Origin of the sequence: Streptomyces sp. NPDC090106 (genome assembly GCF_044747265.1) — a bacterium.
GTDB lineage: Bacteria > Actinomycetota > Actinomycetes > Streptomycetales > Streptomycetaceae > Streptomyces.
The window spans coordinates 207,189-230,344 of record NZ_JBIVDS010000007.1; the positions used below are offsets into that span (position 1 = coordinate 207,189).

Sequence of the window (23,156 nt, forward strand, 5' to 3'; positions counted from 1 at the left end):
AAAGATGGGGTCCATGACCACCATCGCCATCATCGGAGCCGGCCCCGGACTCGGCGCCGCCGTCGCCCGGCGCTTCGGCCGCGAGGGCCACGCCGTCGCCCTCGTCGCCCGCAACCCCGAGCGGACCGTCGCCCTCGCCGCCGACCTGACCGGCGAGGGGATCACCGCCCGCGGGGTCGTCGCCGACGTACGCGACCCCGAGGCCCTCGCCGCCGCCCTCGCCGAGGCGGGAGAGGCGCTCGGCCCGATCGAGGTCCTCCAGTACAGCCCCGTCCCGCAGCCGGAGTTCATGCGGCCGGTCCTCGACACCACCCACGCCGACCTCGTCGGCCCCGTCGAGTTCTCCGTCTACGGCCCGGTCGCCGCCGTCCAGCAGGTCCTGCCCGGCATGCGGGAACTGGGCCGTGGCACGATCCTCCTCGTCAACGGCGGCACCGCCGTCGTCCCCCACCCCGACCGCGCGGGCACCTCGATCGCCTTCGCCGCCGAGAGCGCGTACGGCCATCTGCTGCACGACACCCTCGCCGCCGACGGCATCCACGTGGCACAGCTCGTCATCCCCGGCGCGATCATCCCCGGGCACCACCGCAAGGCCCCCGCGGTCCTCGCCGACACCCTGTGGCAGCTGCACCGCGACCGGCACGGGTACCGGCACTTCGCCGACGACCTCGACGCCTGATCCGCGCGAAGGGGGCGACCGCGCGGGCCGCCCCCTCACCCGCTCACCCGCGCTCAGGCACCGACGTACTGGGCCAGATGCTCGGCCGTGAGCGTGGCACGGCCCGCGACCAGGTCCGCCGGGGTGCCCTCGAAGACGATCCGGCCGCCGTCGTGACCGGCGCCGGGACCCAGGTCGACGATCCAGTCGGCGTGCGCCATGACGGCCTGGTGGTGCTCGATCACGATGACCGACTTCCCGGAGTCCACCAGCCGGTCCAGCAGCCCGAGGAGCTGCTGGACGTCGGCGAGGTGCAGACCCGTCGTCGGCTCGTCCAGGACGTACACGCCGCCCTTGTCGGCCATGTGCACGGCCAGCTTCAGACGCTGGCGCTCACCGCCGGACAGCGTGGTCAGCGGCTGGCCCAGGGTGAGATAGCCGAGACCGACGTCCGCCATCCGCGCGACGATCTTGTGCGCGGCCGGGAGGGCCGCCTCGCCCGCGCGGAAGAACTCCTCCGCCTCGGTCACCGACATCGCGAGGACCTCGCTGATGTCCCGGCCGCCGAAGCGGTACTCCAGCACCGACGCGTCGAACCGCCTGCCCTCGCACTCCTCGCAGGTCGTCGCGACGCTCTGCATGATCGCCAGCTCGGTGTAGACGACGCCGGCGCCGTTGCAGGTCGGACAGGCGCCCTCCGAGTTGGCGCTGAACAGGGCGGGCTTGACGCCGTTGGCCTTCGCGAACGCCTTGCGGATCGGCTCCAGCAGCCCGGTGTACGTCGCCGGGTTGCTGCGCCGCGAGCCGCGGATCGGGGTCTGGTCCACCGAGACGACGCCCTCGGGGGCCGGGACCGAGCCGTGCACCAGGGAGCTCTTGCCGGAACCGGCGACCCCCGTGACCACGGTGAGCACCCCGAGCGGGAGGTCGACGTCGACGTCCTGGAGGTTGTTGGCGCTCGCGCCGCGGATCTCCAGCGTGCCCGTGGGCTCGCGCACCGCGTCCTTGAGCGTGGCCCGGTCGTCCAGGTGCCGTCCGGTGACGGTGTCGCTCGCCCGCAGTCCCTGCACGGTGCCCTCGAAGCAGACGGTGCCGCCCGCGGTGCCCGCGCCCGGGCCGAGGTCCACGACATGGTCGGCGATCGCGATCGTCTCCGGCTTGTGCTCCACCACCAGGACGGTGTTGCCCTTGTCGCGCAGCCGCAGCAGGAGGTTGTTCATCCGTTCGATGTCGTGCGGGTGCAGACCGATCGTCGGCTCGTCGAAGACGTAGGTGACGTCGGTGAGCGAGGAGCCGAGATGGCGGATCATCTTGCAGCGCTGCGCCTCGCCGCCGGAGAGCGTGCCCGAGGAGCGGTCCAGGGAGAGATAGCCGAGGCCGATCTCCACGAACGAGTCCAGGGAGTGCCGCAGCTTGGCCAGCAGCGGCGCCACCGACGGCTCGTCCAGCGCGCGCACCCATTCGGCCAGGTCCCGGATCTCCATCGCGCAGGCGTCGGCGATGTTCAGCTTCCCGATCCGGGAGGAGCGGGCCAGTTCGCTCAGCCGGGTCCCCTCGCACTCCGGACAGCGGGCGAAGGTGACCGCCCGGTCGACGAACGCCCGGATGTGCGGCTGCATCGACTCGCGGTCCTTCGACAGGAACGTCTTCTGGATCTTCGGGATCAGGCCCTCGTAGGTGAGATTGACCCCGTTGATCTTGACCTTGACGGGCTCCCGGTACAGGAAGTCGTGCCGTTCCCTCTTCGTGTACTTCGCGATCGGCTTGTCCGGGTCGAAGAAGCCCGACTCCCGGATCACCCGCACCACCCAGCCGTCCCCGGTGTAGGTGGGGATGGTGAACGGATCCTCGGCCAGCGACTTCGACTCGTCGTACAGCTGGGCGAGGTCGATGTCGGAGACCGCGCCGCGGCCCTCGCAGTGGACGCACATCCCGCCGGTGCGGCTGAAGGTGACCTTCTCCGTCTTCGTCCTGTCGGCGCCCCGGTCCACGGTGAGGCCGCCGCTCGCCGACACCGAGGCGACGTTGAAGGAGAACGCGCCGGGCGGGCCGACGTGCGGGGTGCCGAGCCGGCTGAACAGGATGCGCAGCATGGCGTTGGCGTCGGTCGCGGTGCCGACCGTGGAGCGCGGGTCGGAGCCCATGCGCTGCTGGTCGACGCTGATCGCGGTGGTCAGCCCGTCGAGCACGTCGACCTCGGGGCGCGCCATGTTCGGCATGAAGCCCTGCACGAACGCGCTGTACGTCTCGTTGATCAGCCGCTGCGACTCGGCGGCGATCGTGTCGAACACCAGCGAGCTCTTGCCCGAACCGGAGACGCCCGTGAACACCGTCAGCCGGCGCTTGGGGATCTCGATGCTGACGTCCTTGAGGTTGTTCTCGCGCGCCCCGTGCACGCGGATCAGATCGTGGCTGTCGGCGGTGTGCGGCTCCGGCGTCCGCGGGTCCGTCGTCTTCGCCATGCTTATCGCGTCTCCATCCGTCGGGCCGGTCCGCCGGCGTGGTCGTCGTCGGCGAGTCCCCCCCAGGCCGTGGCGCATAGTAGTCCGCGCCCGGTCAGGTCGTTCGAAGGTTTTCAGGCTAGGCGGGCCAGGGGGCGGACGGCTTCTCCGATCCTGACCGGTCGCCCGCGCGTCGCCCCGGTCAGCGGGTGAAGGTGCCCAGGCCGTTCTCGTCGAACGCCTCGACGGTCACCTCGGTGGCCTTCCCGTCGTCACCGGCCTTGAACGTGACGCCGGACAGTCCCGTCGCGTTCTCGCCGGTCGTGCGGAAGCTGAACGTGTCGCCGTCGTAATGGGTCAGCCGGAAGACCGTCGGTTTCGGGCCGAGGCGCATCGACAGCACGCCGTCCGACGCGGTGACGGTGAGCGGGCCGTAGTAGTCGTTGGCGTAGGTGCCGGTGTACGCGTCGGTGTCCCGGGCGCCGGCCGCGTCGGCGGGCGGCTTCGCGTAGTCCGTGGGGGAGCGCTCGGCGTCCTCCTGCTGCGCGTACACCCCGGCGATCAGGGGCAGCCAGTCCACGGTCGCCTTGCCGTGCTGGGCGATGTCGAAGAACTCCTGGGCCACGGCGTCGGCGAGTCCGACGGGCGCGCCGTTGGTGAGGACGACGATGCCGAGGTCCTCGCCGGGCAGCATCGTCACGTTGGTGTTGGCGCCGAGCGCGAAGGCGCCCGAGTGGTTCAGCCGTAGCCGGCCCAGGTCGTCGTAGCTCACGTTCCAGCCGAGGCCGTAGAAGCCGGTGCGGCCCGCGGGCGCGGGCGGGGGCTGGGAGACGATCTCGGGGAGGTGGGTGCGTTCGAGCGGGGCGGCCGGGACGATCCGCTTCCCGTCCAGCTCGCCGTCGGCGAGCTGGAGCCGCAGCCAGCGCGCCATGTCCCGGGCCGTGGAGGACGCTCCGCCCGCGGGCGACTGCGCGTCGGCGTCCCGTACGTACTTCGCCTCCCACGTCCCGTCGGCGTCACGGACGTGGGTGACGGCCTTGTTCCCGGCCTTGTCGTAGTCGGTGAACCGCGAACTGGTGTGGTTCATGCCGGCCGGGCCGTAGAGCGTGTCCTCGGACAGCTTCTCCCAGGACGTGCCCGCCGCGTCCGCGACCGCCTCGCCCGCCGCGGTCACCCCGTAGTTCGTGTACGCGTAGCTCGCGCGGAACGGTGTGAGCGGTTCGTAGCGCAGATGCTCCAGGATGTACGTCCGGTCGTAGCCGAGGTCCTCCAGGAGGTCACCGGCGTGGTCGGGCAGCCCGCTGCGGTGCGCGAACAGGTCGGCCACGGTGACGTGCCGGGTCACCCACGGGTCCTTGAGCGCGAAGCGCGGCAGGTGCCCGGCGACCGGGTCGTCCCAGCCGATCGTCTTGTCCCCGACCGCCTTGGCGACGACGGTCGACGCGAGCGGTTTGGACAGCGAGGCCAGCTCGAAGACGGTGTCGGGCCCCACCGCGCCCGGCTCGCCGACCTCGCGTTCGCCGAAGCCCTCCAGGTACACGACCTCGTCCTTGTAGACCACCGCGACCGCGACGCCGGGCACGCCCGTCTCGTCCATCCCGTCGCGCACCACACCGTCGAGCTTGCCGAGCGCCCCGTCCACGTCCTGCCGGGTGAGCTGCGCCGGAGGCTGGGGCGGGGGAGCGGTGGCGGCCGGGACACCGCCCGACAGAAGGAGCGGAGCGACGGCCGCGACGGCCAGTGCGTTCCAGCGGTGGAGTGCCGTTCTGCTCCGAACACCCATGTCCCCATTCAAGCCCTGACCGGCCGGGCTGTCCTGTCGGCACGGTGCGGGGCCCTGGCGGGGACGCACCGCCGCGTGTTCGTGAGGCGATATATATCGGCAGCCGATATATATTGGCCGCATGGCATCGAGGAACATGACAGCGGCGGCGTTCTTCGTCCTGACCGCCCTGGCCGACGAACCGCGCCACGGCTACGGGATCCTCCGCGAGATAGAGGAACTCTCCGACGGCGAGGTGCAGTTGAGGGTCGGCACCCTGTACGGCGTGCTCGACCGGCTCACCGCGGACGGCCTGATCGTCCTGGACCGCGAGGAGGTCCAGCAGGGCAGGCTCAGGCGCTACTACCGCCTCACCGACGACGGCGTGCGCGCCCTCGACACCGAAGCGGAACGCATGGCGGCCGGCGCGGTCGCCGCCAAGCGGCGGATCGCCGAGGGCCGCAGGGCCACCGGCGCCCCGCCCGTCACCGGACCCGGACTCGCGGGAGGTCTCGCATGACGACCCTGCTCGAAGCCCGCTACCGCACCGTGCTGCGGCTGCTCCCCGCCTACTACCGCAGGGCCCGTGAGGAGGAGATGGTCGAGGTCTACCTCTGGGACGTCGACCAGGAGACCCAGGACCAGAGCAGGCCCACCCTCGGCGAGGTGGCCAGCATCGCCGCCCTCGCCGTCCGCAGCAGACTGGCCGCCGCCGGCGCGCCCCGCCGCTACGCGGTGCTCGGCTCGGCCGCCCGCCGCTTCGCGCTCTACGCGGTGCTGCTCCAGGCCGCCGCCGTCGTCTCGGACGAGATCCTGCGGCTGACCTGGGCGGCCACCCACGGGGCACGGGAGCGGGAGGTCTTCCTCTCCGGGTTCATCGGCCGGGGCGCCCTGAACGGTGTGGTCGAGATCGCCGGTTGGGTGCTGCCGCTGCTGTGGACCGTCGGCTTCTTCGCCCTCGTCCACGACCGCAGACGACTGGCGCGGACCGCCGTCCTGCTGGCGGCGCTGCCCACGCTGTGGCCGCTGCTCGCGCCGCTCGTGATCGACTGGACGGCGTCCGACCCGTGGTTCGCCCTCGCCAACGCGCTGTTCGCCGGGCTGCCCGCCCTCGCCGTGTGCGCCGCCTACCACCGCGACGCCCCGCCCGCCGCGCTGCCCTTCGGCACCCCCGGCGCCGTGTTCGCGGCCTGCTGCGTCCTCTCCGGCGCCGCCGTCGTGGTTCTGCCCGGTACCGCCGACCTCGTGTGGGCGCCCGCCGCCTGCTTCGTCCTCGGTGCGCTCGTCCTGCTCGCGCCGCGCGCCCGCCGCGCCGACGGCGACGCCCTGGCGCTCGCGGCGCTCGGTCTGCTGCTGCTCGTCGTGCGGGTGGCGGCCCTGTACCCGTGGCTCGGCGCCGGCCTGCCCGCGGACCTCGTGGCCGGCGCGGTGGTCCAGGCCGCCGCGCTCGCGCTCCTCGTGCCGGTCCTCGGCCTGCTGGCCCGGCGCGACCTCGCCCCCTCCGACGAGGCCGCGCCGTCACCGCTCAGCCGTGGTAGGTGATGTAGCCGTTCCCGTCCGGGTCGGAGCCGCTCCTGGTGTACGAGTGGACGTCGGCCCGGGCGCCCGACGGCTTGTACACGTAGATCGTGTCCTTGTCGTTGTTCCAGAGGAAGTTGCAGTTGTTCCGGTAGGCGACGTTGTTCTTGTCGGAGTCGTTGCCGTGCCCGCCGCGCAGCTTCACGTAGTCGCCGGGCTGGAGGTAGTGGTTCGCGGAGAACTTGAAGGTGTTCCCGGCCGCGTCCTTGACGACGTACCCCTTCAGGTTCACCGTCGCGGTCTTCGAGTAGTTCTTGACCGTCAGGTACTCATGCGCGGTGTTCCCCGTGGAGCAGCTGTTGGAGTCGCTGCCGGGCGCGTCGTACTGGACGCCCTTGATCTTCAGCGCGGACGTGTACTCGGCCGCCTGGGCCGGTACCGCGCCGAGTGCGACGAGCGTGCCCGCCGCCGCGGCCGTGGTGACGGCGATGCGTATACGCACAGAATCCCCCCTGTGAAGAAACCTTGAAGAAAAGGTGAAGAAGAGGCTGGAGCGTATACGACGGTTCTGTGCGAGCGCACCAGAAGTCGGCATCCGGACGTTTCAGTGCGGATACGCCCGGGGTTGCCGCTGCCGGGGCAGTTCGTCGCGGAACTCCTCGATGAGGGAACTGATCTGGCGCATCAGCGCCGTGTTCTCCAGCCGGTCGAGGTAGAGGTTGCGGCGGGCCAGCGCGACGGCGTCGACGCAGAAGTACATGGCCATCAGCGGGTTGATGAACAACTCCCCGTCACGGGTGCGCCTGGTGAAGCGCACATCGCCGAACTCGCCCCGCACGGCCGCCGCCACGGACCCGTTGACGATGCTCGGATGGTCCGGCGTGGCATCCCGCGCGTCGGCCACCGCGTCCAGATACAGGGCGGCCTCCCTGCTTTCGCGCGGTACGGAGAACGCGCCGAGGTAGCCGCCCTCGCGGTCCAGCGCGGCCAGGTTCTCCAGGGCCAACGTGTGGCTGACGCCGTGGTACGCGTCGACGCCGAACCCCAGGCAGGCCACGAGCCGTTCGGGTATCTCGTCCAGCGCGGCCACCGCCGCCAGCGAGGCCATGTCCTCCTCCGGTGTGCCGAGCCCGTGCTCGTCACCGCGCATCAGGATGTCGGTCCCGCCGTCCACCAGCACGATCGCGTCGACCGGGCCCAGCCGCTCCAGGAGCGCACGGTAGGCGGCCCGCAGCGGGCGGACCCCGGTGCGGGGGAACGCGTAGACGGTGCAGGGCAGTTCGTGCCGCTCCAGCCAGCGGGCGAGGGTGCGCTCGGGGAAGTAGTCGCCGCGGGCGGCGGTGTCGGGACGTACGGCCGCCACGTCCCCGTCCAGCCACACGTCGGAGTCGAGCCCGTACAGGTCCGCGAACGACAGGTTGGCCAGGTGGACCTCCTTGCCCGCCGACCGCAGGGCCAGGGCCAGCGGCAGCCCGGCGTAGATGTCGAAGCCGCCGCCCGCGCCCGCGACGAGCACCCGTCGCGCGGTCCGCAGGCGGGTGAACAGGGGAGGTTCGTGGAGAGAGAACACCGCGGGACCCTAACAGGCGGACTCCCGTGCGTGATCAGCCGTCCCGGGTTGCCCGGACGTCTTGGGCCCGCGCCTTGTGGGAGCGCTCCCAAACGGTGCAGGATGCTGTGATGAACTTCCCGGCCACGATCCGCCCGTACCGCCCCGACGACCGGGCCGCCCTCGACGACATCTGCGTCCGCACCGCCTACAACGGCAAGGACGCGGGCCCGTTCTACGACGACCCCGGCATCCTCCCGGCGATCTTCGCGCAGCCCTACGCCGCGCTGGAGCCGGACCTGGCCTTCGTCCTGGACGACGGACGGGGGCAGGCCGTCGGCTATGTCGTGGGCGTCGCCGACACCCCCCGGTTCGCCGCCGAGTTCCGCGCCGAGTGGCTCCCGCGTGTCATCGGCCGCTTCCCCGAGGGCGGCGGCGTGCCGGGCACCCCGGACGCGGAGATGCGGCGGCTGCTGCACGACCCGGAGCGGATGATCGTGGCCGAACTCGCCGCCTACCCGGCCCACTTGCACATCGACCTGCTGCCCGACTGGCAAGGGCGCGGCTACGGGCGGAAGTTGATGCGGACGCTGTGGCGGGCCCTCGCGGTGCGCGGGGTGCCGGCCGTGCACCTGGTGATGGCCAGGGCCAATGTCCCCGCCCGCGCCTTCTACGACCGGCTCGGCTTCCATGAGATCGAGGTGCCCGACATGGACGGGTCGGTGGCCTGTCTGGGCCGCTCGACCGACCCGGCGGGATGAGACGGCCGAGGTCGTGTCCGTGAAGTGCCGGCTGCCCGCGACGCCCGGCACGTTCCCCCCTGCCCGAAGGGCGTGGGAGGTGCCCCCACTGGCCGCACCGGGCGCCGGCCCGAGTGCGTCCGGTACGGGGCCGTGTGCCCGGCGTGCCGAGAGCGTGCACCGGACGCTCCAGGGCCTGCTCTCCGGGCGGACGGCGGGACTTCGCGGACACGCCGAAGGGGCCCCGGGGAGACACCCCGGGGCCCCTCACGTCGTAGGGCGGGATCCGCTCACGCGCCGCTGGCGTCCAGCATGTCCTCGCGCTCGACGATCTTCACGCGCTCACGGCCCTGCGGCTCGCCCAGTGCCTTCTCGGCGGCGTCGAGCTTGTACCAGCCCTCCCAGGTGGTGAAGCGCACACCGCGGTCGGCGAGGAACGTCTCGACGGACTCCGGCTCGGGCGAACCCGGCTCCTGGAGACGCTCGTTGGCGAAGTCGTCCAGGAGGTTCGCGACCGTCTCGTTCGCGTCGCCCTTGGTGTGGCCGATGAGACCGACCGGGCCGCGCCGGATCCAGCCGGTGACGTACACGGACTGGAGGTGCGCGCCGCTCTCCTGGATGACCCGGCCGCCCTCGTCGGGGACGGTGCCGGAGTCGATGTCCCAGGGGAGCTTGGGCAGCTTGTCGGAGAGGTAGCCGACCGCGCGGTAGACGGCGCCGGTCTCCCAGTCCGTGAAGCTGCCGGTGCCCTTGACGTTGCCGGTGCCGTCCAGTTCGGTGCGCTCGGTGCGCAGGCCGACGACCTTGCCGTCCTCGCCGAGGATCTCCACCGGGGACTCGAAGAAGTGCAGGAACAGCTTGTGCGGACGGTCGCCGACGTCGCGGATCGCCCAGTTCTCCAGGGTCTTGGCGACCATGTCGACCTGCTTGTTGGAGCGGCGCTGCTCGATCGAGCCGTCGTCGTAGTCGATGTCCTCGGGGTTGACGATGACCTCGATGTTCGGCGAGTGGTCCAGCTCGCGCAGCTCCATCGGGCTGAACTTCGCCTGCGCCGGGCCACGGCGGCCGAACACGTGGATCTCCACGGCCTTGTTGGCCTTCAGGCCCTCGTGGACGTTGGCCGGGATCTCCGTCGGGAGCAGTTCCTCGGCCGTCTTGGCCAGGATGCGGGAGACGTCGAGCGCCACGTTGCCCACGCCGAGGACGGCGACCTTCTCCGCGTCCAGCGGCCAGGTGCGCGGGACGTCCGGGTGGCCGTCGTACCAGGAGGCGAAGTCGGCGGCGCCGAAGGAGCCCTCCAGCTCGACGCCGGGGATCTTCAGCTCGCGGTCGTACATGGCGCCGGTGGAGAAGACCACCGCGTCGTAGAACGAGCGCAGGTCGTCCAGGTGGACGTCCGTGCCGTAGTTCACATTGCCGAAGAGGCGGACCTGCGGCTTGTCGAGAACCTGGTGGAGGGCCGTGACGATGCCCTTGATGCGGGGGTGGTCGGGAGCGACGCCGTAACGGATCAGGCCGAACGGGGCCGGCATGCGCTCGAAGAGGTCGATGGACACACCGGGCTCGGCGGCCACGTCGGACTTGAGCAGGGCGTCGGCGGCGTAGATCCCGGCCGGGCCGGCTCCGACGATGGCTACCCGCAGGGGGCGGGGCATGGTCAGGTTCCCTTCGAGCGATGACAAACGATCTCGTCGGGAAGCCTAAGCTAAGGCAAGCCTAAGTCGGTACGCGGGTCCGGTCTATGGGCTCATAAGGCGACTTTATGAGTGGGCGTCGATCGTCTTATGGGCCGGCCCGGGGCGCGTGAGCACTGTCTCACACCCCCGGGCCGACGCCTGCCGGGCGGGTCAGCCGATGTGGAAGCTGTCCCCGTAGACCTTCCAGTCGAGCGGGGTGTTCAGGTCCAGGTTGCCCGCGCGCAGGAAGACCCGCTGGGCCGTGTCGACCCTGCTGGTGTCGCTGTGCGCCTCCTCCTGCTTCATCGCCCAGACCCGGGCGTCCAGGAAGGCGTTGAGGTAGGCGACCTCGCTGCCGCCCTGGGCGGGGGTCCTCGCGCCCGTGTTCAGGGCCCGCTTGCGGATGTTGCGGAAGCTGGTCGGGTCGCCGCCGTCGCCGTGCATGACGAGGGCGTCGTAGTACGCGAACTGGCCCAGCACGCGCAGCCCGTCCGCCTTGCCCTGGGCGACCGCCGGGTTGAAGTACACCCGGTCGCGCTCGTCGTTCTGTGCCTGCTGGAACGCCGTGTCCTGGGCGGCCCGGCGCCAGTCGCGCGGGTAGTTCGGGTCGAGCCCGGAGTGCGAGTCGGTGCCGTCCACCCGGCGCAGGGCCGGCAGGTAGGAGGCGAGGACGTTGCCCGGCTTGCGGGCGGTGTACAACTCGACCAGGTCGAGCATGTCGCCGGTGCCGGAGCAGAAGCCGATGATGCCCGCGGTGTACCCGCGGCCGTCGCCGATGTCCTCGATGTACTGGTACTGCGCCTTCCAGTCGAGCGAGGAGTTCTCCGCGCTCGACACCAGCTTCATGGCGATCTCCTTCTTCGCCGGGTCGTCGAGCCCCACCGCGGCCCGGGCCGCGGAGGCGTGCGAAGCGGTGAGCAGGGGGGCCGAGGCCAGGGACGCGCCTATCAGGGTGAGCAGCGTGCGGCGCGTGGGCTGTTTCACGGCGTCTCCAAAAGGGAGTGGGGGGTGGGGAGTTGGCCGTACTGACACAGGGCGGGCACGGCGCCCGCTCTGATAGGAAGGTTTCCTATCAGATGGCGCTCAGGAAAAGCACCGGCCGCGTCAAAGGTTCGTACCTATGCACAAAATCTCCGCACGAACCCGGTCACGGCAGGGGCTGCTCCGCCCAGATGACCTTGCCGTCCGGCGTGTACCGCGTGCCCCAGCGCTCGGCGAGCTGCGCCACCAGGAACAGGCCCCGGCCGCCCTCGTCGGTCATCGCCGCGTACCGCAGATGCGGCGAGGTGCTGCTGCTGTCGTAGACCTCGCAGATCAGGCTGCGGTCGCGCAGCACCCGGACCCGGATGGGCTCACCGCCGTACCGGATCGCGTTCGTCACCAGCTCGCTCAGGATCAGCTCGGTGGTGAACTCCAGCTCCTCCAGGCCCCATGCGGCCAGCTGCCGGGTCACCGCGGCCCGGACCCGGCCCACCGCCGCCGGATCGGACGGCACCGGCCACTCGGCCACCTGCCCGGCGTCCAGCGCCCGTGTGCGCGCCACGATCAGCGCGATGTCGTCGCTCGGCCTCGCCGTCAGCCGGGAGTCCAGCACCACCCGGCAGGTGTCCTCCGGCGACTCACCGGCCCGTGCCAGCGCCGCCGCCAGCAGCTCCAGACCGACGTCGATGTCCCGCTCCCGGTCCTCGACCAGCCCGTCCGTGTACAGCACGAGCCTGCTGCCCTCGGCGAGTTCCAGATCCGCCGCCTCGAACGGCAGCAGCCCGCCCAGCCCCAGCGGCGGACCCGCGGGCACCTCCGGGAACTCGACCGTCCCGTCCGGGCGGATCACCGCGGGCGGCGGATGCCCCGCCCGCGCCACCGAGCAGCGCCGCGCGACCGGGTCGTACACGGCGTACAGACATGTCGCCCCGGTGACCGGAGCGCTGTCGCCGTCCCGCACCTCGTCCTGGTCGATCCGGCTCACCGACTCGTCCAGCAGCGCCAGGAGTTCCTCCGGCGGCAGGTCCAGCGCCGAGAAGTTGTGCACGGCCGTCCGCAGCCGCCCCATCGTGGCCGCCGCGTGCAGCCCGTGCCCGACCACGTCGCCGACGACGAGGGCCACCCGCGCCCCCGACAGCGGCAGCACGTCGAACCAGTCGCCGCCCACCCCGGCCTGCGCGGGCAGATACCGGTACGCGATGTCCAGGGCGTTCTGCTCGGGCAGGCTGCGCGGCAGCAGACTCCGCTGGAGCGTGACCGCCATCGTGTGCTCCCGCGTGTAGCGGCGGGCGTTGTCGATCGAGACCGCGGCCCGGGTCACCAGCTCCTCCGCCAGCGCCACCTCGTCCGCGTCGAACGGCTCGGGCTTCTGCGAACGCCAGAAGTTGACCACGCCGAGCACCAGCGCCCCCGCCCGCAACGGCACCGCGATCAGCGAGTGGATGCCGAACTCCAGCACCTGCGCGCTGCGTTCGAGATCCTGCGCCCGCCATCCCGGCGACTCGGCGAGCCGTGTCTCCAGCGCCGCCCGGCCCGTGCGCAGCGCGCGCGTCTGCGGGGAGGTGGCGACCAGCCGGATCCTGTCGCCCACCGCGTACAACGGCGCGTCCTTGCGGATGCCGCTGGACGCCGTGCGCCGCAGATCCGCCCCGGCCTCCGGCTGGCCGCCGCCGAGCACCGCGTCGAACAGGTCCACCGTCACGAAGTCCGCGAACCGCGGCACGGCCAGCTCCGCCAGCTCCTCCGCGGTGCGGGTCACGTCCAGGCTGGTGCCGATCCCGACCCCCGCGTCGTACAGCATGTTCAGCCGTTCACGGGCCGTCTCCGCGCGCCCGGACAGGGCCCGCAGCTCCGTCGAGTCGCGCAGGGTGGCCACGGTGCCCGAGGGGCCGCCCTCCAGTTCGGTGGCCCGCTGGTTGACGGCGAGGAGCCGCTCGCCCACCAGATGCACCTCGTCCGTGGCGACCCGGCCGGACGCCAGCAGATCGGCCATGTCCTGGGGGAGTCCGAGACCGGCCACGGGCTGTCCCTCCGCGTCCGCGGGCAGATGCAGCAGCCGCTGCGCCTCGTCGTTGGCGAGCAGCAGGGCGCCCTCCCCGCTGACGATGATCACGCCCTCGCGCACGGCGTGCAGGACCGCGTCGTGGTGCTCGTACATCCGGGTCATCTCGCCCGGGCCCAGGCCGTGCGTCTGGCGCAGCAGCCGTCTGCTGACCAGCGCGGTGCCGCCGGTGGCCAGCGCCAGCGCACAGGCCGCGGCGGCCAGCAGCAGGGGCATCTGCTCGTCGGCGGTGCCGCCGACGTGCTCGGTGGTGATGCCGGCGGAGACCAGCCCGACGACCTTCCCGTCGTCCTTGATCGGCACGGTCGCCTGGACCAGCGGCCCGATCGTCCCGGTGATCTGCTCGGTGACCACCTTCCCGGCGAGCGCGGGCGCGATGTCGCCGACGAACTTCTTGCCGATCCGGTCGGGCTTGGGGTGCGTGTAGCGGATGCCGTCGGTGTTCAGGACGACGATGAAGTCCACGCCGGTCGCCTTGCGCGCGGCCTCGGCGCGCGGTTGCAGCACGGCCGTGGGGTCGGCGGCGCCGAGGGCCGCCACGGTGCCCGGCGCGTTGGCGAAGGCCTCGGCGACGGCGACCGAGCGGTTGCGGGCCTCGGTCGTGATGTCGCGCCGCACCTGGAGCACGAGGGCCACGACCGCGGCCACCACCAGCAGCAGCACGATCACGACCTGGAGCACGAAGACCTGTCCGGCCACGCTGCGTCCGCCCAGCGCCGCTCGCGCCCGGGCGCCCCGCCCGCGCCGCGCGGAACCTGCTGCACGCTGCGAGAGTCGGGCCATGTGCCATGTCTACACTCCGCGGCGGCGTGAGGCGAGAGGCGTCACGGAAAGTAACATGTCACCTGCCGGATGTAACCTGCCCCACCCGTCCCGGACACCACCCCCCGCCCACCCCGCCCCGCCCTCCCTCACCCGTTCCCCCGAGCCCTGGCCCGCCGTGTCGCCAGCAACAGGGCGATGTCGTCGGGCCGGTCGGCCAGGCTGCGGGCCGTCGTGGTGAGCCGGTCGGCGACGCTCGCGAGCCGCCCGGTGGGGCCGCCGGCCCGGGTGAGGGCGACCCGGAGGGTGCCGATGCCGTCCTCGATGTCCTGCCCCGGCCGTTCCACCAGACCGTCGGTGTACAGGGCCAGCATGGCGCCCGGATGGACCGTGAACTCCGTTACGGGGTACCGGGCGTGCGGGTCCACACCGAGGACGACACCGCCCGCCAGCTCCAGCACGCGGGTGCCGCCCGAGGGCTCGCGGAGCAGCGGCGGGGGATGCCCGGCGCGTGCGGCCCTCGCGAGGCCGGTCGTGGGGTCCAGGCGGATGTAGCAGCAGCTCGCGAACTGGCCCGGGTCGAGGTCGATGAGGAGATGGTTCGTGCCGCTCATCACCTCGTCCGGCGGATGGTCGCCGAGCGCGAAGGCCCTTACCGCGCTGCGGAGTTGGCCCATGGTCGCCGCCGCCTGCACCCCGTGGCCCTGGACGTCCCCGATGACCAGGGCGAGCGCGTCGCCCGACTCGACGACGTCGTACCAGTCGCCGCCGACCTCCATGCCCTGGGTGCCGGGCAGATAGCGCCCGGCGGTCTCCAGCAGCGGATGGTCCGTCAACCGGCGCGGGAGCAGGGCCTGCTGGAGGCCGCGGGCGAGCGTGGCCTCGCTCTCGTAGCGTTTCGCCTTCTCCATGGCGTGGGCGATCAGTCCGGCCAGCGCGGTGAGCACCGAGCGTTCCTCGCCGCTGAAGTCGCGGGGCCGGTCGAAGCCGAGGATGCACGAGCCGACCGGACGGCCCGAGGCGATCAGCGGCAGGAAGGCGCGGGCGCCCTCGGTCGCGTCCATGTCCATGCCCGGGTAGGCGGCGCCCAGTTGCTCCATCGAGTCGAAGAACAGCGGGCGCCCGGTGGTGAGCGTCTCGACCCCGGGCAGCCGCTCGTCCAGACCCACCCCCTCGAACGGGGCGAGGAACCCCGGAGGGAAGCCCGACTCCCACGCCAGGTACAGATGCCGGTCCTGGAGCAGGTACAGGGCCAGCCGCCGGCCGCCGAACGCGGGCAGCAGCTCCCGCATCACCACCTCGGACACCTGACGGGCGGTGACCGCCTCGGTCAGGGCGATGGCCAGGACGATCGGACGGTACAGGGGCGCGAGCGACGACGTGTCCGAGACCGGTGGCTCCGGGGCCTCCTCAAGGCGGCTCGTCGGCTTGACCGTGCAGGTCAGCACGTCCGGACCCGGGTAGACCGACAGTGCCAGCCAGTCGCCGTCGGTGGGATGCCGCAGCTCCAGATGGGCGGGTTCCGGCGACAGCAGGGCGCTGCGCAGATGGTCCTCCAGGTCTGGCTGGTTCAGCCACGGAACGCCGTCCCACAGCGGGCGTCCGAGGAGCAGGTCGCGCGGGCGGCGCAGGAGCTGGGCGGCGCGCGGATTGGCGTAGGCGACCAGGCCGAGCCGGTCGAGGCAGAAGACGCCCTCCGGGAGGAGGTCGGCCGCCGCGTCGGCCGCCGACGACGGCCCGGGGTCGAGGACGAACCCGCGGATGGGCCGGGTGCCGGAGCCGGAGCGGTCGCTGTCCGGGGTCCAGAACTCCATCAGCCGCAGCCCGCCGTCCGCCGCCCGCACGTACAGCGGCAGCGACGGCGGCTCGTCCCCGGCCGCTCCCCGCAGCGCGCTCAGCACCCGTTCCGCGTCGGTGGGCGACACCGCCTCGGCCAGCGCCTCCACGGTGCCGTCGAGCTCCACCCCCAGCAGGGCCTGCAAGGGCGCGTCGACGGTCACCACCCCGGCCGCCGGGTCCCAGGCGAACCGGCCGAGACGTCCGGTGGAGGGATGCGCGGCCGGCGGGCGCACGCACAGCGGCTCGCCGTCCCAGGCGACGGCCTCCGGGAGGTTCTCCAGGCGCGCGGCCAGTTCTTCCGCCACGCGGGCCACCCGCTCGCGCGCGGGCGACAGCTCGGCGGTGTCCGCGGCGGCGGGCCGCAGCACCGTCAGCACCCCGTACGTCCCCGACGGGCCCGTCACCGGCACGTACAGCGACCCGAACTGGAACGGCAGCCCGGCCGCGAACTGCGGATAGCGGCGCATGGTCTCCGTGGAGTTCGGGAGCACCACCTGCACCCCGAGCCGGTAGGCGTCGGCGACCGGGAACGGCCGGTCGCTGTGCATCCGCCACCAGGGGCGGAACAGCGGCCCCGGCAGCCCGGCCAGCACCGCCAGCCTCAGCAGGCCCGGGGTGTGCGAGCGCAGGTAGATCCCGCCCGCGTGACCGCCCGCCGTGCCGATCGCCTCCGTCGAGGCGTCGATCAGCAGCGCGGCCAGCCTTCCCGGCGCGTGGTGCGCGTCCCTGCCGCTTCCAGCCATCAAGCCATCGGCCCTGCCTCGTCCCGTGGCCGCCCGCCGGAGGGCGACACAGCAAGAATGCGCCCAGGGGCACCGGTCCCGCACCCGGACGGGCGGGGACGGGGGGATCAGACGCGCAGCCCCTGGAGGCCCTCGTAGGTGGCGGACACGATCTCCAGCCCCCGCTGGTCCTTCTCGGGCTCCCGCATCTGGTGCGTCACGTACGCCACCGCCATGCGCGCCTCGGGATCGACCATGACGAGCGAGCCGCCCCAGCCGCCCCAGCCGAAGGTGCCGCCGAACAGGCCGTAGCCGAGGCCCCAGCGGACCGGGATGCCCAGCACCCGGTCCTCGCCGTCGAACTGCGGCTCCCGCGCGAGCTCCGCGGCGTCGGCGGACAGCACCCGTACCCCGCCCACGGTTCCGCCGCACGCGAGGACCGACTGGGCGAGGGCGACCGAGCGGGCGTTGCCGTAGCCGCTCGCCGCGGGGATCTGGGAACGCCGCCAGGGGATGCCGTTGGCGTCGCGCAGCCGGATCGCCGTCCCGGCCCCTGGGCCCGGTGCACCGGCGGCGCGGGCGGTGTAGTTCTCGTCCTGTCCCCGGGGCGGCAGGCCGAGCGCGACGCGGTGGTCGTCGGCGGGGGACAGGCCGATGTGGAAGTCGGCTCCGAGCGGCCGGGCGACCTCCTCGGCGAAGAACTCGCCGACCGTGCGGCCGGTGATCCGGCGTACCACCTCGCCCACCAGGAACCCGAAGGTCAGCGAGTGGTACCCGGCGGCCGTGCCCGGCTCCCACTGCGGCCGCAGGGCGGCGAGCCGGGCGGTGACCGCCGGCCAGTCGTACAGCTCCTCGACCGGTCCGTCGAAGTCGGGCAGTCCTGCGGTGTGCGACAGGACGTGCCGGACGACGACCTTGTCCGCGCCGAACTCCGGCCAGTAGCGGGCGACGGGCGCGTCCAGGTCGAGTTCGCCCCGGTCCACGAGGATCAGCGCGGTGAGCGCGGTCATCGTCTTGGTCACCGAGTGGACGCAGGTGAGCGTGGACCGCTCCCAGGGCACCGTGCGCGCGGCGTCGGCATGGCCGCCCCACACGTCCACCACGGGCTCGCCGTCCACGAGGACCGCGACCGAACCACCGGCGTCCCCGGCGTCCAGCAGCGCTGCCAGCACGTTCGGAACCGCCACGAACAGATCGTCGTACGAGCCCTGGATGTCTGCCATGCGGCACATCCAAACCGCGCGCTAGGGCCGGGGCAACCGGATTTCCTTCGGGTGGGGATCAGGGGATCGGGGTGGATTCCGGACGGCCACCTCATATCGTGGGATGTGATGCGATAACGGTAGTGAGGCGGCTGAGCCATGGCGGAACCCGGGATCGACTACGCGGGCGTGTTCCAGGCGTTCCCCGGCATGGTCGCGGTGCTCACTCCCGAGCTGGTGTACGTGGATGCCAACGAGGAGTTCGTCCGGATGTCCGGGCGCAGCCGGGAGCAGCTCGTCGGCAACTACCTCTTCGACGTCTTCCCGGACAACCCCGACGACCCGGCCGCCAGCGGCATGCGCAACCTCGCGGCCTCCCTGCACCGCGTCCTGGCCACCGGCGAACGCGACACCATGGCCGTGCAGCGCTACGACGTGCAGTCGCTGGAGCAGCCGGGGTGCTGGGACGAGCGCTACTGGAGCCCGGTCAACGCCCCGGTGTTCGGTCCTGACGGGAAGGTCGCGCTGCTGGTCCACCGGGTCGAGGAGGTCACCGAGTTCGTCCGGGCCCGTGGCGGCCCGGTCGGCACCCGGGCGCGCGCCCTGGAGGCGGAGCTGTATCTGCGGGCCCGGGAGCTCCAGGAGGTCAACGAACGGCTCAGGAAGGCCCATGCCCGCGAGCGCGAGGTGGCGCTCGCCCTCCAGAGCGCGATGCTCCCGGCGCTGCTCCAGGTACGCGACCACCGGGCCGCCGTGCGCTACCGGCCCGCCGTGGGCGCGCTGAACGTCTGCGGCGACTGGTACGACCTCGTCGAGCGGATCGGCGGCGACCGGATCTGCGTGGCCGTCGGCGACGTCGTCGGGCACGGTCTCGCGGCGGCCTGTGTGATGGGCCAGCTGCGCAGCGCGCTCAGCGCCGCCTCCCGGGTCGCCGCCGGACCGGCCCAGGCGCTCGACGTCCTCGGCCGGTACGCGCGGGTCGTGCCCGGCGCCGAGTCCGCCACCGCCGTCACCACCTTCGTCGACTTCGACGCCCGCTCCATCACCTACAGCAGCGCCGGGCACCTGCCGCCCGCGCTCGTCGAGGCCGACGGCACCGTCCGGTTCCTCGACGAGGCGACCGACCCCCCGCTCGACGCCAGCCCCGACCCGGTGGCGCGGCCGGAGGCGGTGACGGGGTTCACCGAGGGCGCCAAGCTGGTGCTGTACACGGACGGGCTGGTGGAGCGCCGGGGCGAGGACCTCGACTCCGGGCTCGCCCGCCTCGCCGACTCCCTCGCCCGGCACCGGGCCGCGGAACCGGAGGCCCTCGCGGACGCCGTGCTGCTGGAGCTGCTGCCGCCGGAGGGGGCGACGGACGACACGGCGCTGATCATCGTGCGGCTGTGATCCCGCCGTCCTCGACTGCGGTCGGGGACGTTGACGGCGCCGGGTCGGCGGCCGTCTCCGGGACCGCCTCCGGGGCCGTCTCCGTGGTCGGCTCCGGGACCGTCTCCGGGGCCGTCTCCGGCGTCGCCGCCGTGGTCGGCGCCGTGGGCGTCTCGGGGACCGACCCGATGACCGCCTCCGTGGTCGGCTCCGGGACCGTCTCCGGCGTCGCCGCCGTGGTCGGCTCCGCGGCCGGCGCCGAGGTCGTCTCTGCGGCCACCTCTGCCGCCACCTCCACGGCATCGGCCCGCAGCCCGATGAGCAGCAGCGGTGTGGCCAGCGCCAGCAGCCCGGCCACCGCGACGGCGGCCCGGGGACCGGCCAGGGCGGCCAGCAGTCCCCACACGGCGGTGAACGCGGCGGTCGTCGCCTTGCCGGAGACGGTCCACGCGGACAGCGTCCGCGCCACCCGGTCGGGCGGAGCCTGCTCCAGGCGGTACGTGGAGACCACCGGGGTGAACACCGCCGCACAGGTGATCAGCCCGAACTCCACGGCCATGAAGAGCAGCAGCCCGCTCGGCCCGGCGTGCACGAACGCCAGCCCGACCGGCCAGCAGACCCGGGCCGTCCCCGCGACGACCATGACCCGGCGCCGCCCGTACCGTGCGGCCAGCGGCCGGGCGATCCGTGAGCCGATCAGCCCGCCCGCGCACGGCACCGCGAACGCGAGACCGTACTGCCAGGGCGCGAAGTGCAGACCGCCCAGCATGAGGACGGCCAGCGGCGGCGCCTGCGCCATGATCAGCCCGTTGACCACCAGCGTGTTGAGGAACAGCGGGCGCAGCGCCGCGTGCCCGAGCAGGAACCGCCAGCCGCCCAGCAGCTCCCGGGCCGTCAGCCCCGTACGGGTCGCGGGACGCGGCGGCGGGGACTCGTCGCCGCCCATCGCGCGCACGCCCAGCGCCGAGAGCAGGAAACTGACCGCGTTCACGGCGACGGTCGTCACCGGCCCGAGCACGGCGATCGCCACCCCGCCGAGCGGCGGCCCGACCATCGTCGCCGTCCACGTCGTCATCTCGAACCGCCCGTTGGCCGCCAGCAGCTTCTCGCGCGGCAGCAACGCCTTCAGACACGCGCCGGAGGCCGCCGTGAACGCGATGTCCGCCGTGGCCACCACCACCGACACAACCACGAGTTGTACGAAGGTGAGCAGGCCGAACGCGTAGGCGAGGGGCACGGTGAGCAGGGCGGCGCACCGGACCAGGTCCATGGCGACCATCACCGGCCGCTTGCGGCGGAACTCCACCCACGGGCCGAACGGCACCGCCACCAGCGCGCCCACCGCGAGCCCGGCCGCCGCCAGCACCGACACCTGCGCGGGGGAGGCGTCCAGCACGAGCACCGCGATCAGCGGAAACGCGTCGAAGGCGAGCCATGTCCCGAACGAACTGACCGCGAACGCCGCCCACAGCCACCCGAAGGCACGCCCCACCGTCCCCCGCCTCTCCTGGTCCGCCTCCCTGGAGCCCCTCGCGGGACGCCTTCGGGCCACGCACATCCAAGCGGGCCCCGGCATCCGGGATCAAACAACCCTCACGCGGCCCGGCCACAACCGATGGTTGTGTCCCTACGATGGCCGTCATGGACCTCGCCGCCGTACGCACCTTCGTCACCGCCGCCGAGGAAGGCCGCTTCCAGGACGCCGCCGCGGCCCTCGCGGTGACCCAGCAGGCCGTCTCCAAGCGGATCGCCGCCCTGGAGAAGGAACTGGCCGTACGGCTCTTCACCCGCACCGCGCGCGGTGTGCGCCTCACCATCGACGGACAGGCCTTCCTCCCGCACGCCCGGGCCCTGCTCGACGCCGAGGACCGCGCCGTCGCCTCCGTGCGGCCGGGGCGGCGCGCCCTGCGCGTGGACGTCATCGGACGCCGCCTCGCCCCCGCGGACGTGCTGCGCGCCTTCCACCGCGCGCACCCCGGGACCGAACTGGACGTGGTGACCCTCTTCGACGTCAAGGAGGCCCTCGCGGCGGTCCGCTCCGGCACGATCGACGCGTCGTTCCGCGCCGTCACCGCACCCGCCGGACGCCTCCCCGAGGGCATCGCCGCCGCCCGGGTCCACGACGAGCCCGTCCAGCTCCTCACCGGACCCCGCCACCCCCTGGCCGGCGCCCGCGCCCTCACCCCGGACCGGCTCGCCGGGCACCGCATCTGGATGCCCGGACTCGTCCCCGGTACCGAATGGGCCGACTACTACGACGCCCTGGCCGCCGCGTTCGGCCTCACCATCGAGGCCACCGGACCCGACTTCGGCACCGATCCCCTCCTCGACACGATCGCCGAATCCGCCGCCCTCGCCACCCTCGTCGGCGCGCAGACGCGCCTGGTCTGGCCCGCCCACCAGGACCTGCGCCGCATCCCGCTGCGCGACCCGACGCCCGTGTACCCGCACTCCCTGCTGTGGCGCACCGACAACCCCCACCCCGCGCTGACCGCCCTGCGCACCCATCTCGACACCGGGCGGCGCTCGAGCCCCGACGCCGGCACCTGGACCCCGCACTGGGCGCGCTGACCGCCGCTGGGCCGGATGCAGCAGCACGAGGAGCAGACCGTGCCGGGTCGCGGTGAGGCTGGACGCGCCGTACCGACCCGTCCTCCCGGGAGCGTCCCCATGCTTTTGCGCACCGTCCTGCGAGCGGCCTGCGCCGCCGTGGTCTGCACCGCCGTGCTGGCCCCGCCCGCCGCCGCGACCTCGAGACCCGACGACGACCACCACGACCTCCAGGCCCAGCTGGACCGGTTCGTGCACGCCGAGGGCGGTCCGCCCGGCGCCGTCGCCGTGCTGCGGCGCGGCTGGAACACCCAGGTCGTCACGGCGGGCGTCGCCGACACCCGCACCGGACGGCCACCCCGGGTGCGCGACCACATGCGCATCGCGAGCACCGCGAAGGCGTACAGCGGCGCGGTCGCCCTCTCCCTCGTCGACCGGGGCGCCCTCGGCCTCGACGACACGCTCCGCGAGCGCCTGCCCGACCTGCCGCGCCGCTGGGGCGCGGTGACCCTGCGCCAGCTCCTCCAGCACACCAGCGGACTGCCGGACTACTCCGAGAGCACCGCGTTCCTCGATGTCATCCGCGCTGACCCGCACCACCGCTTCGACTCCCGCCGCCTCCTCGACTACGTGGCGGACAAGAAGCTCCTGTTCACCCCGGGCAGCCGCTACCGGTACTCCAACTCCGACAACATCGCCGTCGCCCTGATGGCCGAGGCGGCCACCGGCGCCCGCTACGAGAACCTGCTCCGCGACCTCGTCTACCGCCCCCTCGGCCTGCACGCCACGAGCCTCCCGCAGGGCTACCGGATGCCCCGCCCCTACCTCCACGGCTACGACGCCGACGGCGAGGACGTCAGCGAGGCCATCGGCATGTCCGGGGTCTGGGCCTCGGGCGGCATCGTCTCCACGCCCCTCGACATGAGCCGGTTCGTCCGCGGATACGTCGGCGGCGCCCTGTTCGGCGCGCACGTCACCCACGAGCAGCGCGCCTGGGTCGACGGCACCTCGGGACCGCCCGGACCCGGCCGCAACTCGGCGGGCCTCGCCCTCTTCCGCTACGCCACCCGCTGCGGTGTCGTCCTCGGGCACACCGGAAACACCCTCGGCTACACCCAGTTCATCGCCGCCACCCCGGACGGCGGGCGCTCCCTGACGTTCTCCATCACCTCCCAGATCAACGAGAAGAACGACCCGGAGGGGCTGCGCCGACTCCGGGCGATCGAGGAGAAGTTCGTCTGCGCGCTGCTGAAGTGACGGACGGGCGCCCGGGGTCCGTCGTCGAGGCGGGTCGCGCGCTCCGCGGCCACGAGGCGGCTCCACCGG

16 protein-coding genes and 1 pseudogene are annotated in these 23,156 nt (G+C 72.9%); 7 read left to right on the forward strand and 10 right to left on the reverse strand.

Going from position 1 to position 23,156, the window contains the following annotated elements:
- Positions 1–13 precede the first annotated feature (13 nt).
- A complete protein-coding gene (locus ACIPSE_RS23675) occupies positions 14–679 on the forward strand; it encodes an SDR family NAD(P)-dependent oxidoreductase (protein WP_401665321.1) in 666 nt (221 codons plus the stop codon).
- A 53-nt stretch (positions 680–732) separates the two neighbouring features.
- Here the strand turns inward: ACIPSE_RS23675 and ACIPSE_RS23680 are convergent, their stop codons facing one another.
- A complete protein-coding gene (locus ACIPSE_RS23680) occupies positions 733–3,120 on the reverse strand; it encodes an ATP-binding cassette domain-containing protein (protein WP_401665323.1) in 2,388 nt (795 codons plus the stop codon).
- A gap of 181 nt (positions 3,121–3,301) precedes the next feature.
- The gene (locus ACIPSE_RS23685; RefSeq protein WP_401665325.1) at positions 3,302–4,882 is read right to left on the reverse strand and encodes a serine hydrolase; all 1,581 of its coding nucleotides are present in this window, start codon (positions 4,880–4,882) and stop codon (positions 3,302–3,304) included.
- Between the two features lie 136 nt (positions 4,883–5,018).
- Here ACIPSE_RS23685 and ACIPSE_RS23690 point away from each other — a divergent pair, with 136 nt between their 5' ends.
- Positions 5,019–5,381: a PadR family transcriptional regulator gene (locus ACIPSE_RS23690; protein WP_401666070.1), complete on the forward strand. Its 363-nt coding sequence runs from the start codon at positions 5,019–5,021 to the stop codon at positions 5,379–5,381.
- On the forward strand, positions 5,378–6,403 hold the full coding sequence (locus ACIPSE_RS23695) for a hypothetical protein (protein WP_401665327.1): 1,026 nt from the start codon (positions 5,378–5,380) through the stop codon (positions 6,401–6,403). Before ACIPSE_RS23690 ends, ACIPSE_RS23695 begins: the two co-directional genes overlap by 4 nt.
- Here ACIPSE_RS23695 and ACIPSE_RS23700 read toward each other — a convergent pair.
- The gene (locus tag ACIPSE_RS23700; RefSeq protein ID WP_401665329.1) at positions 6,387–6,881 is read right to left on the reverse strand and encodes a lamin tail domain-containing protein; all 495 of its coding nucleotides are present in this window, start codon (positions 6,879–6,881) and stop codon (positions 6,387–6,389) included. The genes ACIPSE_RS23695 and ACIPSE_RS23700 overlap by 17 nt on opposite strands.
- 102 nt (positions 6,882–6,983) lie before the next feature.
- A complete protein-coding gene (locus tag ACIPSE_RS23705; RefSeq protein WP_401665332.1) occupies positions 6,984–7,949 on the reverse strand; it encodes a DUF1152 domain-containing protein in 966 nt (321 codons plus the stop codon).
- A gap of 110 nt (positions 7,950–8,059) precedes the next feature.
- On the opposite strand from ACIPSE_RS23705, the gene ACIPSE_RS23710 reads away from it, so the two are divergent.
- On the forward strand, positions 8,060–8,689 hold the full coding sequence (locus tag ACIPSE_RS23710; RefSeq protein WP_401665334.1) for a GNAT family N-acetyltransferase: 630 nt from the start codon (positions 8,060–8,062) through the stop codon (positions 8,687–8,689).
- Positions 8,690–8,958: 269 nt separating this feature from the next.
- Here ACIPSE_RS23710 and ACIPSE_RS23715 read toward each other — a convergent pair whose 3' ends face one another.
- The 5 genes from ACIPSE_RS23715 to ACIPSE_RS23735 form a co-directional block, all read right to left on the reverse strand.
- Positions 8,959–10,323 (reverse strand): FAD-dependent oxidoreductase, encoded by a 1,365-nt coding sequence (locus tag ACIPSE_RS23715; protein WP_401665337.1) that lies wholly within the window; start codon positions 10,321–10,323, stop codon positions 8,959–8,961.
- 192 nt (positions 10,324–10,515) lie between these two features.
- Positions 10,516–11,328 carry a chitosanase gene (locus tag ACIPSE_RS23720; protein WP_401665339.1) on the reverse strand — a complete coding sequence of 271 codons (813 nt, stop codon included), beginning with the start codon at positions 11,326–11,328 and terminating at the stop codon, positions 10,516–10,518.
- A 163-nt stretch (positions 11,329–11,491) separates the two neighbouring features.
- Positions 11,492–14,170 (reverse strand): SpoIIE family protein phosphatase, encoded by a 2,679-nt coding sequence (locus ACIPSE_RS23725; RefSeq protein ID WP_401665341.1) that lies wholly within the window; start codon positions 14,168–14,170, stop codon positions 11,492–11,494.
- A gap of 128 nt (positions 14,171–14,298) precedes the next feature.
- Positions 14,299–16,731, reverse strand: a complete 2,433-nt coding sequence (locus tag ACIPSE_RS23730) for a PP2C family protein-serine/threonine phosphatase (protein WP_401665344.1) — start codon at positions 16,729–16,731, stop codon at positions 14,299–14,301.
- Between the two features lie 107 nt (positions 16,732–16,838).
- Positions 16,839–17,933, reverse strand: a complete 1,095-nt coding sequence (locus ACIPSE_RS23735; protein ID WP_401665347.1) for a serine hydrolase domain-containing protein — start codon at positions 17,931–17,933, stop codon at positions 16,839–16,841.
- Positions 17,934–18,071: 138 nt separating this feature from the next.
- On the opposite strand from ACIPSE_RS23735, the gene ACIPSE_RS23740 reads away from it, so the two are divergent.
- A complete protein-coding gene (locus ACIPSE_RS23740) occupies positions 18,072–19,301 on the forward strand; it encodes a PP2C family protein-serine/threonine phosphatase (RefSeq protein WP_401665349.1) in 1,230 nt (409 codons plus the stop codon).
- 241 nt (positions 19,302–19,542) lie between these two features.
- On the opposite strand, the pseudogene ACIPSE_RS23745 reads toward ACIPSE_RS23740, so the two are convergent.
- A pseudogene (locus ACIPSE_RS23745) lies at positions 19,543–20,838 on the reverse strand (MFS transporter); the annotation flags it as partial.
- An 83-nt stretch (positions 20,839–20,921) separates the two neighbouring features.
- On the opposite strand from ACIPSE_RS23745, the gene ACIPSE_RS23750 reads away from it, so the two are divergent.
- A complete protein-coding gene (locus ACIPSE_RS23750) occupies positions 20,922–21,851 on the forward strand; it encodes a LysR family transcriptional regulator (protein WP_401665352.1) in 930 nt (309 codons plus the stop codon).
- A 99-nt stretch (positions 21,852–21,950) separates the two neighbouring features.
- Positions 21,951–23,087: a serine hydrolase domain-containing protein gene (locus tag ACIPSE_RS23755; RefSeq protein ID WP_401665354.1), complete on the forward strand. Its 1,137-nt coding sequence runs from the start codon at positions 21,951–21,953 to the stop codon at positions 23,085–23,087.
- The last annotated feature ends 69 nt before the right edge of the window (positions 23,088–23,156 follow it).